This window comes from Variovorax sp. RCC_210 (assembly GCF_041355175.1).
Lineage (GTDB): Bacteria > Pseudomonadota > Gammaproteobacteria > Burkholderiales > Burkholderiaceae_C > Variovorax.
On record NZ_JBFUPJ010000003.1, the window covers coordinates 260,044 to 274,510 of the forward strand.

The window sequence follows — 14,467 nt, forward strand, 5'->3', positions numbered from 1 at the left end:
GCATCCGCCGGAGCGCACCGATGCAGACCGACGAGTTGCTGGCGCAAGACTTCGGCACGGTCGCCGAGCTGATCCACGCGCACGCGCTGCGCGACGCGGCGCACACCGCGCTGTTTCTCGATGGCCAGAGCCTCGACTACGCCGCGCTCGACGCGCAGATGAATCGCGTGGCCGCCGCGCTGCAGCGCGACGGGCTGAAGCCGGGCGACGTGATCGCCATCAGCGCGGCCACCTCGCTGGGCTACGCGGTGGTGTTCCTGGGCGCGGTGCGCGCCGGCGTCGCGGTGGCCCCGCTCGCGCCCGATTCGACGCCCGAGGGGCTGGCCGCGATGGTGGCCGACTCGGGTGCGCAGTTGTTCTTCGTGGACGAGGCGGGGGGCCAGGCCACGGCCGGCACGCCAAGCGTTCGCCGCATCGCGCTGGACGACTCTGGCGTCGGTGCGCCGCTGTCCGGCTGGCTCGCGCCGGCGGGTGCGCAGCCCGAGCCGGTGCGGCTGCACCCCGATGCGCCCTTCAATATCATCTATTCGTCTGGCACGACGGGCACGCCCAAGGGCATCGTGATGCCGCACGCGTTCCGCTGGGCGCAGGTGAAGCTGTTCACCTCGCTGGGCTATGGGCCGGACGCGGTCGCGCTGGTGTCGATTCCGCTGTACTCGAACATGACGCTGTCGAGCTTCTTCCCCGCGCTGTCGTTGGGCGCGAAGGTGGTGCTGATGCGCAAGTTCGACGCGGGTGGCTACCTGGAACTGGCGCAGGCGCACCGGGCCACGCACAGCATGATGGTGCCGGTGCAGTTCCAGCGGATCATGGCGCGGCCGGACTTCGACCGCTACGACCTGTCGTCGTTCCGCATGAAGTCCTGCGGCAGCGCGCCGTTTCCGGGCGCCCTGAAGGCCGATGTGCTCGCGCGCTGGCCGGGCGGGCTGACCGAGTACTACGGCATGACCGAAGGCGGCGGCGTGTGCGCGCTGCCCGCGCACGAGCGGCCCGACAAGCTGCACACCGTCGGCAAGCCCGCGCCCGGCCACGACATGCGCGTGATCGACGACGAGGGCCGCGAGCTGCCGCGCGGCGACATCGGCGAGATCGTCGGGCGCTCTGGCACCATGATGGTCGGCTACCACAACCTGCCGCGGAAGACGGCCGAGGCCGAGTGGTTCGACGCCGAGGGCCGGCGCTTCATTCGCAGCGGCGACACCGGGCGCTTCGACGAAGACGGCTACCTGGTGCTGCTCGACCGCAAGAAGGACATGATCATCTCGGGCGGCTTCAACGTGTACCCGGTCGACCTGGAGGCCGTGCTGCGCGGCCACCCCGACGTCGAAGAGGCGGCGGTGTTCGGCGTGCCGTCGCAGCGCTGGGGCGAATCGCCGATGGCCTGCGTGGTGTTGCGCGAGGCGGCCACGGTCGCACCCGATGCGTTGAGGGAATGGGCCAACGAGCGGCTGGGCAAGGCGCAGCGGCTGGTCGACCTGCGCGTGGTGCAGAGTCTGCCGCGCAGCGACATCGGCAAGGTGCTGAAGCGCCAATTACGCAACACCTTCGGAACGCCGCGCTGAGCGGCACGCAACCCGACAACCGACAAGGACACCGATGGGACCGCTGCAAGGAATCAGGGTCGTTGAAATGGCGGGCCTCGCGCCCGGGCCCTTCGCCGCGATGATGCTCGCCGACATGGGCGCGCAGGTGCTGCGCATCGAGCGGCCGGGGCAGTTGTCGCCGCCCGGGCATCCGCGGCTGGCGCTGCTCGACCGCAGCCGCAGCGCGGTGGCGCTGGACCTGAAATCGGCCGCGGGCCTGGCCACGCTGCAGCGCCTGCTGGACGGCGCCGACGCCTTCATCGAAGGCTTTCGCCCCGGCGTGATGGAGCGCCTGGGCCTGGGGCCCGAGCCGTGCCTGGCCGCGAACCCGAAGCTGGTGTACGGCCGCATGACGGGCTGGGGCCAGAGCGGCCCGCTGGCCAAGGCTGCGGGCCACGACATCAACTACATCGCGCTGACCGGCGCGCTGCATTCCATCGGCCGCAAGGGCGAGCCGCCCGCCGTGCCGCTGAACCTGGTGGGCGACTTCGGCGGGGGCGGCATGTACCTGGCCTTCGGCATCGTGTGTGCACTGCTGGAGGCGCGGCAGTCGGGGCAGGGCCAGGTGGTCGATGCGGCCATGGTCGACGGTGCCGCCTCGTTGATGACCTACATGTATGCCTCGCACGCGGCCGGCGCCTGGAGCGACGTGCGCGGCGAGAACGTGCTCGACGGCGACACCGCGCCCTGGTACGGCGTGTACGAGACGGCGGACGGGCAATACGTGAGCATCGCCTCGGCCGAGCCGCAGTTCTATGCCGAACTGCTGCGCATCACCGGCCTTGCCGGCGGCGACCTGCCCGACCAGCTCGACCGTGGCAGCTGGCCCGCGTTTCGACTGCGGCTGGCGGAGATTTTCCGCGGCAGGACGCGCGATGCCTGGTGCGAGCTGATGGAAGGCAGCGACGTGTGCTTCGCGCCTGTGCTCACGCTCGACGAGGCCATGGCGCACCCGCACAACCGCGCGCGCGGCACCTTCGTGGAGGTGGCCGGCGTGGCCCAGCCCGCGCCGGCGCCGCGCTTCAGCCGCACCGTGCCCGCCACGCCGACGCTGCCCGAAGCGGCGGCTGCCGACCCGACGGGCGTGCTGTCGAACTGGGGCTTCGCGCCGCACGAGGTGGCGGCGCTGCGCGCGGAAGGCGCGTTCGGCGCCGAACGCTGAGCGCGGAGTACTGAGCGCGGAGGGGCTCGTTGTTGCCAGGGCGTCGATTCGTTCAGCGAGCGCACCCGCGCATCGTCGAGCGCGTTGCCGACCACGCGCGTCACCGAGCAGTGGTCGATCGAAAAGGTCTCGGTGCCCGGCAGCCGCATCGCGTGCGCGACCAGCGTCTTGATCGGCATGCCGTGCGAGAACACCGCGACGGTGTCGCCGCGCGTGTCTTCCAGCAGCGCCGCGAAGGTGGCGAGCACGGTGGCCCTGAACACGTCGGGGTCCACGCCCAGGAAGCGCGGCGGCGACGCCAGGAACTCCGCCCAGCGGTGCGGCTCCTCGCGCCGGATGGTGTCGGGCGAGCGGTAGCGCGCAGTGTTCAGGTCGCACTCGGCCAGGCCGTCGAGCACCTCGACGTCGATGCCCAGCAGGCGCGCGAGCGGCGCGGCGGTGTCCAGTGCGCGCTGCTGCGGGCTGCAGACGATGCGGTCGATGGGCTCGAGCGCCAGCCGGCGCAGCGCCAGCGCGCGCGCCTGCGCATGGCCCACGGGATGCAGCGGCGGATCGCCCGGGCGTTGCGCGTGGCCTTCGTGCGGTTGGCCGTGCCGGACCAGGATCAGTTGCTTCATGAATGCGTGGGGTGAAGGGCCGGCTCAGGCCATCGTGACGACGACCTTGCCGAACTGGTTGCCGTGTTCCAGCTGGTCGAAAGCCGCGCCGATGTCGTCGAGCACGAAGCGCCTGTCGATCACCGGGCGTATCGCGCCGCTCGCGAACAGCGCCAGCAGCTGGTGGCACTCCGCCACGCTGCCGCCGGTGGAGCCGTACACCTCGAGCTGGCGAATGAAGATGCGCTGCAGGTCGGCCGGCGGGTTGGAGCCCGTGGTCGCGCCGCAGGTCACGAGCCGGCCGCCACGGCGCAGCGAGCGCAGCGAATCGTCCCAGCTGGCGGCACCCGAGCTGTCGATGACCATGTCGACGCCTTCGCCGCTGGTCATTTCGAGCACGCGCTTGGCCACCTTCTCGCGCCGGTAGTTCACGCCGCCGCTCGCGCCCATCGCCTGGGCACGCGCCAGCTTGTCGTCGCTCGATGAGGTGACCAGCACGCGCGCGCCCGCATGCAGGGCCAGCTGCAGGCATGCGACCGCCACGCCGCCGCCGACACCGGCGATCAGCACCGTCTCGCCGGGGCGCAGCGCGCGCTTGCCGAACAGCATGCGCCACGCTGTGAGGTAGGCGGCCAGCAGCGCGCCGGCTTCCACCAGGTCGACGTGATCGGGCAGGGGCAGCACGCAGCGCGCGGGCATGGCCACGTATTCGGCAAAGCCGCCGTCGCGGTGCTCGCCCATGATGTGCGCGTGCAGGCACAGCGGCTGGTCGCCCGCGAGGCAATAGCGGCACTTGCCGCAGAAGGCATTGGCGTACACCACGGCCTTCTTGCCGGGGTGCAGGCCGATCTCAAGCCCGCTGTCCGCGTCGGCCTCCACCACCACGCCGGCCGCTTCCACGCCCAGCGTCTGCGGCAGGCGGTGCGTGATGCCGGCGCCGTTGTCCCGCATGTAGAGGTCCACGCGGTTCAGCGCTGCCGCGTGCACGCGCAGTAGCACCTCGCCGGGGCGGCGCACCGGCATCGGCACGTCGCGCACGCGCAGGCCGTTGCGGCCTCGCTCCTGAAGAATGGCGGCTTTCATGATGCTTAGCTTATAGAAAGTTCGCCAGCGTACGAAGTATGGAAAACACCGACCGATGCGCACCGCCAGGCGGTTGACCTTGTCTTCGCATGCTCCCGATAATCGACTTGGTACGGTAGTGAACTAAAAATCAGCATCACTCCCAAGGACCAAGGAAACACCATGTCGGGACCCCTGAGCGGAATTCGTGTGCTTGAGTTGCCGGCCATCGGCCCCGCGCCTTTCTGCGGCGCACTGCTGGCCGACATGGGCGCCGACGTGGTGCGCATCGACCGCGCAAGCGCCATCGACATCGGCACGCCGGTGCCGCCGCGCTTCGACTTCTACAACCGCAACAAGCGCTCGGTGGCGCTCGACCTGAAATCGCGCGGCGCGGTCGATGCGGCGCTGCAGCTGGTGCGGCGCGCGGACATCCTCATCGAGGGCTTTCGCCCCGGCGTGGCCGAGCGGCTCGGGCTGGGCCCCGACAAATGCCTGGGCGCGAACCCGCGGCTGGTGTATGGGCGCATGACGGGGTGGGGCCAAGACGGCCCGCTGGCCCAGGCGGTGGGCCACGACATCAACTACCTCGCGCTGAGCGGCGCGCTGCATTGCATCGGCGAAAAGGGCCGCCCGCCGGTGCCGCCGCTCAACCTGGCGGCGGACCTGGGCGGAGGTGCGATGTACCTGGCGGTCGGCGTGCTCGCGGCGTTGAGCGAGGCGCGCAGCTCGGGCCGTGGACAGGTGGTGGACGCGGCCATGGTCGACGGGCTCGCGAACCTGATGTCGGCCTTTTCCGCGTTCCGCCAGATGGGCGACTGGACGGCCGAGCGCGGAGAGAACATCGTCGACGGCGGCGCGCCGTTCTACGGCACCTACGAAACGCGCGACGGCAAGTACGTGGCGGTGGGCGCCGTCGAAGCGCGCTTCTACCAGGCGCTGCTCGCGGGCATGGGGCTGGACGCGGCGCAGCTCCCCGCGCAGAACGACCGCGCGAGCTGGCCGGCCATGCGCCAGCGCTTTGCCGAAGTGTTCATTGCCCGCACGCGCGACGAATGGGTGGAGGCGATGCGCGGTCGCGACGCATGCTTCTCCCCGGTGCTGGACCTCGACGAGGCGCCGCTGCACGACCACATGCAGGCGCGCGGCGTGTTCACGCGCTTCGACGGCGTGGTGCACCCCAGCCCCGCGCCGCGTTTCGCGCGCACGCCCTCCGCGCTGCGGCGGCCCGCACCGGCACCCGGCGCGCAGAGCGACGAGGTGCTGGCGGAGTGGGGCGTGTCGCCCGAAGACATCGAGGCGCTGCGCCGCAGCGGGGCGATGCTGCGGGCGGAGGGCACCGCGCAATGACCACGCACACGACAGCGCCCGTGGCGCAACGCCTGTCCGGCACGGTCTGCGTGGTCACCGGTGCCGCGCGGGGCATCGGCCTGGCCATCGCCGAACGCTTCGCTGCCGAAGGTGGCCGCATCGCGTGCTTCGACGTGGGCGCCGCAAGGCTAGAAGCCACCGTCGCTGGCCTGGTGGCGCGCGGCATCGAGGCGCGCGGCTATCTCGCCGACGTGGGCCGGCGCGATGCCGTGGCGGATGCGTTCGATGCGGTGGAGCGCGACTTCGGTGCGCCGGTCGGCGTGCTGGTCAACAACGCGGTGTGGGCGCGCTTTCAGCCGCTCGAAGAAGTGGACGAAGAGAGCGTGGGGCGCATGTTCGACGTCGGGCTGAAGGGCCTGATCTGGACCACGCAAGCGGTGGCATCGCAGATGAAGCGGCGCGGCGGCGGCGCCATCGTCAACCTCAGCTCCACCTCGGCGCTGCAGGCGCTCACGCACTCCATCGCCTACGCGGCCATGAAGGCCGGCGTGCTCGGCCTCACGCGCGCATCGGCGGTGGAGCTGAGCCCGCACGGCATCCGCGTGAACGCCATCGTGCCCGGCATGGTCGGCACGCCCGCGTCGGTCGGCAAGTTCGACGAAGCCACCGTTACCGCGCGCCTCGCCGCCATGCCGCTCGGGCGCTTCGGCGAGCCGCGGGAGATCGCGTCGGTCGCGGCCTTCCTGGCGAGCGACGACAGCCGCTATGTGCAGGGCGCGGAAATCGTGGCCGATGGCGGCTGGACCATCGCGACGCGGTGACGTCGGCACGCGCGCAACCCATTCATTCTTCAGTTCCGGAGACAGACCCATGAACAGACTCGAAGGCAAGCGCGTGGTCATCACCGGCGCGGGCAGCGGCATCGGCCGTGCCAGCGCGCAGCGCATGGCGCGCGAAGGCGCCGCGGTGCTGGTGGTGGGCCGCAGCGCCGGCAACACCGAAGAGACCGTGGCGCTGGTGCGTGCCGAAGGCGGCCGCGCCGCGGCCATGGTGGCGGATGCCACCGCGGAGGCGAGCGTCGAAGCGATGGTCGCGCGCTGTGTGAAAGAGTTCGGCGGGCTCGACGTGTTCTTCGCCAACGCCGCCACGCCCGGCACCAACACGCCGCTGCTGGAGCAAAGCGTGGACGAGTGGAACGATGTGTGGCGCGTGAACACCATCAGCTGCTTCCTGGCGGTGAAGCACGCCGGGCGCCACATGACGCAACAGGGCAGCGGCTCGATCATCCTCACCTCGTCGGCCGCTTCGCTGCGCGCCAACGCGGGCGCGGTGTCTTACAGCGCGAGCAAGGCGGCCGTCAACAGCCTGGTGCAGACCGCGGCCAATGCCTTCACCGGCACCGGCGTGCGCGTGAACGCCATCCTGCCCGGCCTGGTGGAAACGCAGATGACCCGCAAGGTGTTCGAGCAGGCGCGCGAGCGCGGCGTGGAAGCGCGCATCGGCCACATGACGCCGATGAAGCGCGCCGGCCGGCCTGAAGAAATCGCGGCGATGGCTGCGTTGCTGGCGAGCGACGACAGCTCTTTCGTCACCGGGCAGTGGTATGCGGTGGACGGCGGGGTGAGCAGCACGCACCCGCACGGGCGGATCGCGCTGTAGGTCGTGCGTGGCACGCCCCCACGCTCACCGGCCCTTCGTCAGAACGCGCTCTTCACCACCCCGCCGTCCACGCGAAGCGCCGCGCCCGTGGTCGCCGACGCGAGCGGGCTCGCCACGTAGGCCACCAGCGAGGCCACCTCCTGCGGCGAGGCGAAGCGCTTGATCAGCGAGGTCGGGCGAATGTTGTGGAAGAACTCTGCCTCCACCTGCTCGAAGCTCTTGTCGCTGGAGCGCGCCATGCCTTCCACGAAGTCGCCGACGCCGCGCGATTTCGTCGGGCCCGGGAGCACGCTGTTGACCGTGATGTTGGTGCCTGCAACCGATTCCGCCAGCCCGCGCGACACCGCGATCTGCGCGGTCTTCGTCATGCCGTAGTGGATCATCTCGGTCGGGATCTGCACCGCGCTCTCGCTCGAGATGAAGATGATGCGGCCCCAGTTTGCGCGCTTCATTTCCGGCAGCACCAGGCGTGCCAGGCGCACGCCGCTCAGCACGTTCACGTCGAAGAAGCGCAGCCAGTCTTCGTCGGGAATGTCTTCGAAGGCCTTGGCCTCGAAGATGCCCAGGTTGTTCACCAGGATGCCGATGCCGGGGTGGCGGCGCACCACTTCCTCGGCGGCGTCGGCGCGGCTGAGGTCCCCGGCAAAGCCGAGCACCGTGCCTTGCGTTTCCGAGCGGATGCGCTCTACCGCCTCATCGACCGCCGCCTGCGATCTGCCGTTGACGATCACGCTGGCGCCTTCTTGCGCCAGCGTGCGCGCAATGGCGTAGCCGATGCCGGCGGTGCTTCCGCTCACCAGGGCGAGCTTTCCGTTGAGTTGCAGGTCCATCTTGGTTCTCCTAGGTTGGTTCGACGTTCATGTTCGTTGAGTTCCGCGGTTCTTGCCAGCCGCGGGGGCGGCAAGCTTGCCGCCCGCTTTGCGGTCAGCCCAGGAAGTTGACCAGCGCCGGAATGACCTGCTCCGGCGCCTCTTCCATCAGCCAGTGCCCGGAGCCCTTGACGATCACGCCCTGCACATTGGTCGCGACCATCTTTCCCTGCTCGATCAGGAAGGTGCCGCCGGCCTTTTCGCCGGAAAGCACCAGCATCGGCATGGGCAGCGGCGTCTTGCCCAGTTCGGCGAACTCTGCCGCATCCTGCTCGAAGGCCTTGAAATATTCAAACCCCGCACGCATGCCGCCGGGCTGGGCGTAGGCCCTGGCGTAGAACTGCCGATCGGCTTCGGGCACCGAGTGCTGCGGGTCGGCCGCGAAGTCGTTCCAGAAGTGCTCGAAGTAGATGCGCTCGCGCCCCTTCACCAGCGCCAGCGGCGTTGCTCCGTGGAAATGGAAGTGCCACAGGTCGCGCAGCAGCCACACGTTCTGCCACGCGCCGATGCCGGGCAGGAAGGCGTCCATGAGCACGACTTTGTCGGTCTCGGCGGGGAACTGCGCGGCATAGGCGTAGGCCACCATCAGGCCGATGTCGTGGCCGACGATGCTCACGCTGCGAAAGCCGAGCGAGCGCACCAGCTCGTGGATGTCGACGGCCATGTTCTTCTTGCCGTAGCCCGTCTCGGGCTTGGACGAATCGCCGGCCCCGCGCAGGTCGGGCACCAGCACGGTGTGCGACTTGGCCAGCAGCGGCATCAGCGGGTTCCACATGTGGCCGGTCTCGGCGTAGCCGTGCAGCAGCACGACAACCGGGCCGCTGCCGCCGATGCGGTAGTGGATGCGGGTGCCGTTGACCTCCGCGCTGCCCAGGCGAAAGCCGCGCACCGCGTCGGCGGCCGGGGCGGCATTCGCGGCGTGCGCGGCATTTGCGGTAGTGCCCAGGGCCAGGGCGGCGCCGAGGCCGATGGCGCCTGCAAGCAGCGAGCGGCGGGTGGAGATGGGCGCAGAGGTGGCTGCGGGGGTGAAATCGGTGTCGGTCATCTGGAGCTTCCTTTCGGTCGAGTTGCTGGGGTGAGGTGAATTTATGATTCAGCTTCACTTCCATAAAGAGGCCAAAAGTGGTTTACTCATTCAGCTTTTATGAATGATTGGAAGTGGCCCTCATGGACCGATTGCGTGCGTACGAAGTGTTCGTCACCGTGGTGGCGCGGGGCAGTTTCACCAAGGCGGCCGACGCGCTGGACACCTCGCCAGCCAACGTGACGCGCTACGTCAACGAGCTGGAAGCGCACCTGCACACGCGGCTCATCAACCGCACGTCGCGCCGGCTGTCGCTCACCGAAGGCGGCGAAGCGCTGTTCGACCGGGCGAAATCCATCCTGGAGGAAGTGGCCGAGACCGAGGCCCTGGCGACCACCGCGTCGCTGCAGCCGCGGGGGCGCCTGCGCGTCAACGCGCCGCTGAGCTTCGGCAGCCTGGTGCTGGCGCCGCTGTGGCCGAAGTTCATGGCGAAGTACCCCGACGTCGAGCTCGACATCGCGCTCATCGACCGCGTGGTCGACATCGTCGAAGAGGGCTTCGACCTGGCCATTCGCATCTCGCGCACCACCTCGGGCAACCACATCGCGCGCCGACTGGGCCGCTCGCCCAACCTGGTCTGCGCCTCGCCCGCCTACCTGGCGGCCCACGGCATGCCCGAGGTTCCGGCGGACCTGGCGCGCCACCCGTGCCTGGGCTACACGTACGGCGCGACCTCCGACGAGTGGCAGTTCGCCGGCCCCGGCGGAACGCTCGAATCCGTGCGCGTGCGCTGGGTCTTGCGGGCCAACAACGGCGACACCGCCCGCGCCGCGGCGCTCGCCGGCGCGGGCGTCATCTGGCAGCCGAGCTTCGTGATCGGCGAGGACGTGCGCGCCGGCCGGTTGGTCGAGGTGCTGCCCGGCTATCACATGCCGCCGGTGGACATCCTGGCGATCTACGCCAGCCGCCGGCACCTCAGCGCGAAGGTGCGGCTGATGGTCGACTTTCTGGTCGAGGCCTTGCAAGGTGCACAGGCAGAAAAAGGCGAACGGGCAGCGGGCTGAAAGCGGCCGCCTGCCGGCCTCATTGCGCCGCCGCGCGTGACGCTGGACGCGCGCGTGCCGTCGCCGCGCAAGGGAGTGACCGAACATGTGGCCGCTGGCATCGGAGATCGGCGCCAGCCTACGTCATGCCGCTCGAAGGGTGGCAGGATGCCTTTCGCGATCAAGCCATCTCCTCCATCTGGTGGCACCCGTTCGTTCACCCCCTTCCAAAGTCTTTTTTCAAAGCTCCCACAGGATGTACCCATGAGGCTTCACGCAACTTGCCAGATGACCGTGACCGCGAGCAGCGACTGCCCCGTGGTGGCCATGCTCCGTCCTCGCAGCGGAGACGCGCAATGGATGGTCAGCGAGCGGTACGAGCTGCACCCCTGGGTGCCCACGACCGAGTACGTCGACAGTTTCGGCAACCTGTGCCAGCGCATGAAGATCCCGCAAGGCGAGATGCGCATCGAGGTCGAGATGATCATGGAAGCCGAGGCCGCCATCGCCGTGGCACCCAGCGCCGGCGCGGTGCCCGTGGAAGACCTGCCCTTCGATGCGCTGCAGTACCTGCTGCAGAGCCGCTATTGCCCGTCCGACAAGATGGGTGAGCGCGCCGAGCAGATCGCCGGCGACGCGGTGCCCGGCTATGCGCAGGTCGAAGCCATCCGGAGCTGGATCCACACCAACCTCGAATACCGGTACGGCGTGAGCGACGGCTCTACCGATGCCCTGGACACGCTGGACGACGGCGCGGGGGTGTGCCGGGACTTTTCGCATGTCGGCATTGCGCTGTGCCGCGCGCTGCATATCCCCGCCCGGCTCGTGGTCGGCTTCCTGCACGAGCTCGATCCGATGGACATGCACGCATGGTTCGAGGCCTTCGTCGGCGGGCGCTGGTACACCTTCGATGCCACGCAGGACCAGCCGCGCGGTGGCCGCATCGTGGTGGCCTATGGCCGCGACGCGGCGGACGTGGCCTTTCTTTCCAACTACGGGCCGTTGGAGATGGGCGACATGAAGGTCACGGTGGAAGAAATCGAATCGAGCGAGACGCGCGTCAGTTCCGCCTGACGGCGAGCGCCACGATCGCCACGCCGGCGGCCACGATGAGCGCGTCTTCGATCAGGCCGCTGCGGGTCTGGCCGATGTGCGCCATCGCGCGCTTGCGGCCGGCGAGCGTCAGGTAGGCCAGGGGCACGGCGGTCGCGACCGCGGTGGCTGCGCCCGCCTGCTCGCGCCCGCGCGGCGCCAATGCCGCGCCTGCGATGCCGGCGCTCATGACCCGCGCCAGCAGCCCCAGGAACACCGTGCGGTCGGGCGCGGTCTTCATCTTGTCGCCGAACAACTCGCCCGCGCCCATGGCCAAGGCGCCGTACTTGAACACCGGCTGGTCGAGCAGCAGCAGCCGGCCCGGCGTGCGGTTGCCGAGCAACCGCGCCGCGGCGAGGCTTGCCATCGGTGTCATGGAGCGGGCGCTGGCGACGGCACCGATGAGGGCGGACGAGAGCAATTCTTGGAGCTTCATTTCCAGCTGGAAAAAGTTGACGACAAGAAATCGTCAGCGGCCGCTGGTCTTGCAAACTTCGGCGAAGCACGCATCCATGGGTAGGACGGAGGCTGCGGGGTTCGCGTGCGGACAGGTCTGCGACAGCCTCACGAAAAAGAACCCGCCAAGGCGGGTTCAAGAGACAGCAAAGGGTTGGACGGAGATGGTCGAGGTGCTGCCTCGATGCCAATCTAGGCCATGCCAGAGAGCGCGATTTGTAGGCCAACTGCCTGATTCGCGAAGAACGCTGTCGGCGCCGCTCAGATCGCTGAGGACACCGGTTCACCGCGTCGAGCGCAGGTGCCGGTGCTTCAGGCAGCGCGCGGCTCGAACACCAGTTCGAAGTCGCGCGCCTCGCCCTCCGGGCAGGTGAGCGCGATGCCGCCTGCCACCGCGCGAATGTCGAATGCCTGCGACGCCGCCAGCTGCCCCCCAGTGCCCCGCGCAACAGTCTGCCCGCCTTGCATGAGTTTCCAGTCGCCGCAGTTCGACAGCCGCCCGATCTCGATGTCGAAGCCGCCGCGGCCCGCGGTGCAACGGCGCACCGTGAAGTGCAGGCGCCGCGCGCCACCTTGCGCCGCTTCCGCCACATGTGCCCGCAGCACATCGACGCCGTCGTCCACCTGCGTCAGGGCCGGGTCGCGGTGGTGCGACGTCGCCCATGGCTCGTTGTACAGCCGCCAGAGCCCATCGGGCACGTTCAGGCTCGCGTAGCCCAGCAGCACGTTGCCGGTCATGGCCTCCACGAGCGTGCGGTAGCCGTCCTTGTCCGCCAGCACGTCGTTGCGTGGGTAGTGAAAGCCGCCGTCACGCCAGCTGGGCGACATGAAGCGCTCCGCGTGCTTCATGAGCCCGTCGAGCACAGTGGTGTCTCCCATTTCAGATGCCCAGGTCGCGGCCCAGCCGAAGTCGGAGTCGTCGTTGACGATCTTCTGGCCCATCACCTCGGGCCGCTCGAAGGAGCGCACCGACAGCATGCCGTCGGGCTCGTGAATGAGCCAGCCGGCAATCTGCGTCGGGTAGTGGGCGTGCACGAACTCGCGGTTCCACATGTTCATGAGGGTGCCGCACCATGCGTCGACCCAGGGCGAGGGGCCCGCGTTGTCGCGGATGGCGCGGGTGTCCTGCGACATCATGGTGTTGTAGTGGCCGTTGGCGCCCAGCCGGCCGAACTGTTCCCATGCCTTCTGGTAGCCCTGCGTCACTTCCTCGGCCATCGCTTCGCCGGTGACCAGGTCGTGCATGCGAAACCCGAGGATGGCGGGCTGGTTGCAGATCTGGAACACGCAGTTGGGCTCGCACGCCACGCCCACGTAGCCGCTCTCGACCATCTGCCAGTAGATGTGCTGGTTGAGGCTGGCCTGGTCGTACTCGAAGCGCCGTTCCTTGCCGCCCCAGAAGAAAGACCAGTAGCTGAAGGTCAGCGCGCCGGGGGCGGCGTAGCGGTCGTCGTCGAACAGGTAGTTGTACAGCAGCGCCATCGACTGCACGTAGGCGCTGTACATGATGTTGTCGCGCCCGACGGGGTTCCAGTCTTCGGTGTAGCCGTCGGACAGGTGCGCGTTGAGCACGCTGCCGCCGCGGCTCACGCGCGCCCAGTACATCCACACCTCGGGCAGCAGCATCTTCTGCATGAAACGTTCGAACACCGGCTTGAACACGCCCGGCGCGGCGGGCAGGCGGTGGCGGTGCGCCAGCGCCAGGGCGTAGGCCATGTACGCCATCTGGAAGCGGTAGCCGCCGAAGTCGTCCTGCCCGGTGCCGCGGCCCTGCATGAACGACCAGTCGTTCACCGGCTGGCGCGACAGGTTGGCGAAATGCCGCAGGTGGCCGGCCTGGCGGTCGCTCAGGCGAAGGCTGTCTGCTGTTTCCGTGCTTGAGTCAGTTGGCGGCATCAGCGGTGCGCTCCAGGTGAGTGCGAAGGCGCGCGGACACCGTGGCGGCGTCCAGCGTTTCCGCGAAGTGGGTGGCGTAGCTGCCGCCCGGCGCCATGAGGTAGGCGAGCGCGGTGTGGGGCACGACGTAGCCGCCCGGCGCGTTGTCGTCGGGCACCGGCGCAGCGAACACGCGAAACGATTTCTTCGCGGCCTCGACCTGCTCGGGCGAACCGGTCAGGCCGAGGAAGCCGCCGGCAGCGTGCGTGGCTGGGTGGGCGGTTGGGTGGGCGGTTGGGTGGGTGTACTGCGACAGGTAGCGCTGCAGCACCGCGGGCGTGTCGCGCGCCGGGTCCACCGAGATGTACAGCGGCTGCACGCGCTCGGCCAGCGGGCCCAGCATTTCCAGCGCGGCGCTCAGCTTGGAAAGCTCGCGCGGGCACACCACCGCGCAGTGCGAGAAGCCGAAGAACACCAGCAGGTGCTGCGCGCCGAAGCTGCCTTGGTTCACGGCCTGGCCGAAGTGATCGACCAGCTCGAACCGGCCGCTCACCGGTGCCGGCGGCGCGACCGCAGACGCAACAGGCTTCGTGGCGGCGGCTGCTGCGCAACAGCAGGACGGGGTGGCGCTGGCAAGTGTTTCGGGCATGGCCGGATTTTATTTGAACGTGTTCAATAAGTATCGGGGTTTTCCCCGCCGCACCTATACTTTTGCGTTCTGTCACCTGGTCGTAC

General features: G+C 69.2%; 13 protein-coding genes and 1 pseudogene. 7 read left to right on the forward strand and 7 right to left on the reverse strand.

All coding sequences use genetic code 11. The features are described from left to right. Positions 1–20: 20 nt before the first annotated feature. The gene (locus tag AB6807_RS13260; protein ID WP_371084927.1) at positions 21–1,562 is read left to right on the forward strand and encodes a class I adenylate-forming enzyme family protein; all 1,542 of its coding nucleotides are present in this window, start codon (positions 21–23) and stop codon (positions 1,560–1,562) included. A gap of 34 nt (positions 1,563–1,596) precedes the next feature. Continuing rightward, positions 1,597–2,745: a CaiB/BaiF CoA transferase family protein gene (locus tag AB6807_RS13265; protein WP_371084928.1), complete on the forward strand. Its 1,149-nt coding sequence runs from the start codon at positions 1,597–1,599 to the stop codon at positions 2,743–2,745. 146 nt (positions 2,746–2,891) lie between these two features. On the opposite strand, the pseudogene AB6807_RS13270 reads toward AB6807_RS13265, so the two are convergent. After that, positions 2,892–3,362 (reverse strand): annotated as a pseudogene (locus AB6807_RS13270) (histidine phosphatase family protein); the annotation flags it as partial. A 24-nt stretch (positions 3,363–3,386) separates the two neighbouring features. Beyond that, a complete protein-coding gene (locus AB6807_RS13275; protein WP_371084929.1) occupies positions 3,387–4,424 on the reverse strand; it encodes a zinc-binding dehydrogenase in 1,038 nt (345 codons plus the stop codon). A gap of 162 nt (positions 4,425–4,586) precedes the next feature. Here AB6807_RS13275 and AB6807_RS13280 point away from each other — a divergent pair, with 162 nt between their 5' ends. Genes AB6807_RS13280 through AB6807_RS13290 form a run of 3 tightly spaced genes read left to right on the forward strand, consistent with a single transcriptional unit; the run spans position 4,587 to position 7,373 of the window. Continuing rightward, positions 4,587–5,753 carry a CaiB/BaiF CoA transferase family protein gene (locus AB6807_RS13280; RefSeq protein WP_371084930.1) on the forward strand — a complete coding sequence of 389 codons (1,167 nt, stop codon included), beginning with the start codon at positions 4,587–4,589 and terminating at the stop codon, positions 5,751–5,753. Beyond that, positions 5,750–6,535, forward strand: a complete 786-nt coding sequence (locus AB6807_RS13285) for an SDR family NAD(P)-dependent oxidoreductase (RefSeq protein WP_371084931.1) — start codon at positions 5,750–5,752, stop codon at positions 6,533–6,535. Before AB6807_RS13280 ends, AB6807_RS13285 begins: the two co-directional genes overlap by 4 nt. Positions 6,536–6,584: 49 nt before the next feature. Continuing rightward, positions 6,585–7,373: an SDR family NAD(P)-dependent oxidoreductase gene (locus tag AB6807_RS13290; protein WP_371084932.1), complete on the forward strand. Its 789-nt coding sequence runs from the start codon at positions 6,585–6,587 to the stop codon at positions 7,371–7,373. 38 nt (positions 7,374–7,411) lie between these two features. Here AB6807_RS13290 and AB6807_RS13295 read toward each other — a convergent pair whose 3' ends face one another. Further along, positions 7,412–8,203: an SDR family NAD(P)-dependent oxidoreductase gene (locus AB6807_RS13295; protein ID WP_286514860.1), complete on the reverse strand. Its 792-nt coding sequence runs from the start codon at positions 8,201–8,203 to the stop codon at positions 7,412–7,414. A 94-nt stretch (positions 8,204–8,297) separates the two neighbouring features. After that, entirely contained in the window at positions 8,298–9,287 is a 990-nt protein-coding gene (locus AB6807_RS13300) for an alpha/beta fold hydrolase (RefSeq protein ID WP_371084933.1), read from the reverse strand. A 122-nt stretch (positions 9,288–9,409) separates the two neighbouring features. Between AB6807_RS13300 and AB6807_RS13305 the strand changes: the two genes are divergently transcribed. Together AB6807_RS13305 and AB6807_RS13310 are read left to right on the forward strand one after the other, a co-directional pair. Beyond that, positions 9,410–10,330, forward strand: a complete 921-nt coding sequence (locus AB6807_RS13305) for a LysR family transcriptional regulator (RefSeq protein ID WP_116913451.1) — start codon at positions 9,410–9,412, stop codon at positions 10,328–10,330. A 267-nt stretch (positions 10,331–10,597) separates the two neighbouring features. Continuing rightward, positions 10,598–11,383, forward strand: a complete 786-nt coding sequence (locus AB6807_RS13310) for a transglutaminase family protein (protein ID WP_286514873.1) — start codon at positions 10,598–10,600, stop codon at positions 11,381–11,383. On the opposite strand, the gene AB6807_RS13315 is transcribed toward AB6807_RS13310, so the two are convergent. The 3 genes from AB6807_RS13315 to AB6807_RS13325 form a co-directional block, all read right to left on the reverse strand. Continuing rightward, a complete protein-coding gene (locus AB6807_RS13315; protein ID WP_371084934.1) occupies positions 11,370–11,768 on the reverse strand; it encodes a hypothetical protein in 399 nt (132 codons plus the stop codon). The two genes, AB6807_RS13310 and AB6807_RS13315, sit on opposite strands and share 14 nt — an antisense overlap. Positions 11,769–12,169: 401 nt before the next feature. Continuing rightward, positions 12,170–13,753, reverse strand: a complete 1,584-nt coding sequence (locus AB6807_RS13320; RefSeq protein WP_371084935.1) for a hypothetical protein — start codon at positions 13,751–13,753, stop codon at positions 12,170–12,172. Continuing rightward, positions 13,740–14,381: an SCO family protein gene (locus AB6807_RS13325; protein WP_371084936.1), complete on the reverse strand. Its 642-nt coding sequence runs from the start codon at positions 14,379–14,381 to the stop codon at positions 13,740–13,742. Before AB6807_RS13325 ends, AB6807_RS13320 begins: the two co-directional genes overlap by 14 nt. Between the last annotated feature and the right edge of the window lie 86 nt (positions 14,382–14,467).

What these genes read in the sequence shown, in the direction of transcription:
- AB6807_RS13315 (WP_371084934.1), bottom strand. Translation starts at nt 11,768, where the DNA reads ATGGCAAGCCTCGCCGCGGCGCGGTTGCTCGGCAACCGCACGCCGGGC.
- AB6807_RS13285 (WP_371084931.1), top strand. Translation starts at nt 5,750, where the DNA reads ATGACCACGCACACGACAGCGCCCGTGGCGCAACGCCTGTCCGGCACG.
- AB6807_RS13265 (WP_371084928.1), top strand. Translation starts at nt 1,597, where the DNA reads ATGGGACCGCTGCAAGGAATCAGGGTCGTTGAAATGGCGGGCCTCGCG.
- AB6807_RS13305 (WP_116913451.1), top strand. Translation starts at nt 9,410, where the DNA reads ATGGACCGATTGCGTGCGTACGAAGTGTTCGTCACCGTGGTGGCGCGG.
- AB6807_RS13275 (WP_371084929.1), bottom strand. Translation starts at nt 4,424, where the DNA reads ATGAAAGCCGCCATTCTTCAGGAGCGAGGCCGCAACGGCCTGCGCGTG.
- AB6807_RS13300 (WP_371084933.1), bottom strand. Translation starts at nt 9,287, where the DNA reads ATGACCGACACCGATTTCACCCCCGCAGCCACCTCTGCGCCCATCTCC.
- AB6807_RS13260 (WP_371084927.1), top strand. Translation starts at nt 21, where the DNA reads ATGCAGACCGACGAGTTGCTGGCGCAAGACTTCGGCACGGTCGCCGAG.
- AB6807_RS13295 (WP_286514860.1), bottom strand. Translation starts at nt 8,203, where the DNA reads ATGGACCTGCAACTCAACGGAAAGCTCGCCCTGGTGAGCGGAAGCACC.
- AB6807_RS13310 (WP_286514873.1), top strand. Translation starts at nt 10,598, where the DNA reads ATGACCGTGACCGCGAGCAGCGACTGCCCCGTGGTGGCCATGCTCCGT.
- AB6807_RS13325 (WP_371084936.1), bottom strand. Translation starts at nt 14,381, where the DNA reads ATGCCCGAAACACTTGCCAGCGCCACCCCGTCCTGCTGTTGCGCAGCA.
- AB6807_RS13280 (WP_371084930.1), top strand. Translation starts at nt 4,587, where the DNA reads ATGTCGGGACCCCTGAGCGGAATTCGTGTGCTTGAGTTGCCGGCCATC.
- AB6807_RS13290 (WP_371084932.1), top strand. Translation starts at nt 6,585, where the DNA reads ATGAACAGACTCGAAGGCAAGCGCGTGGTCATCACCGGCGCGGGCAGC.
- AB6807_RS13320 (WP_371084935.1), bottom strand. Translation starts at nt 13,753, where the DNA reads ATGCCGCCAACTGACTCAAGCACGGAAACAGCAGACAGCCTTCGCCTG.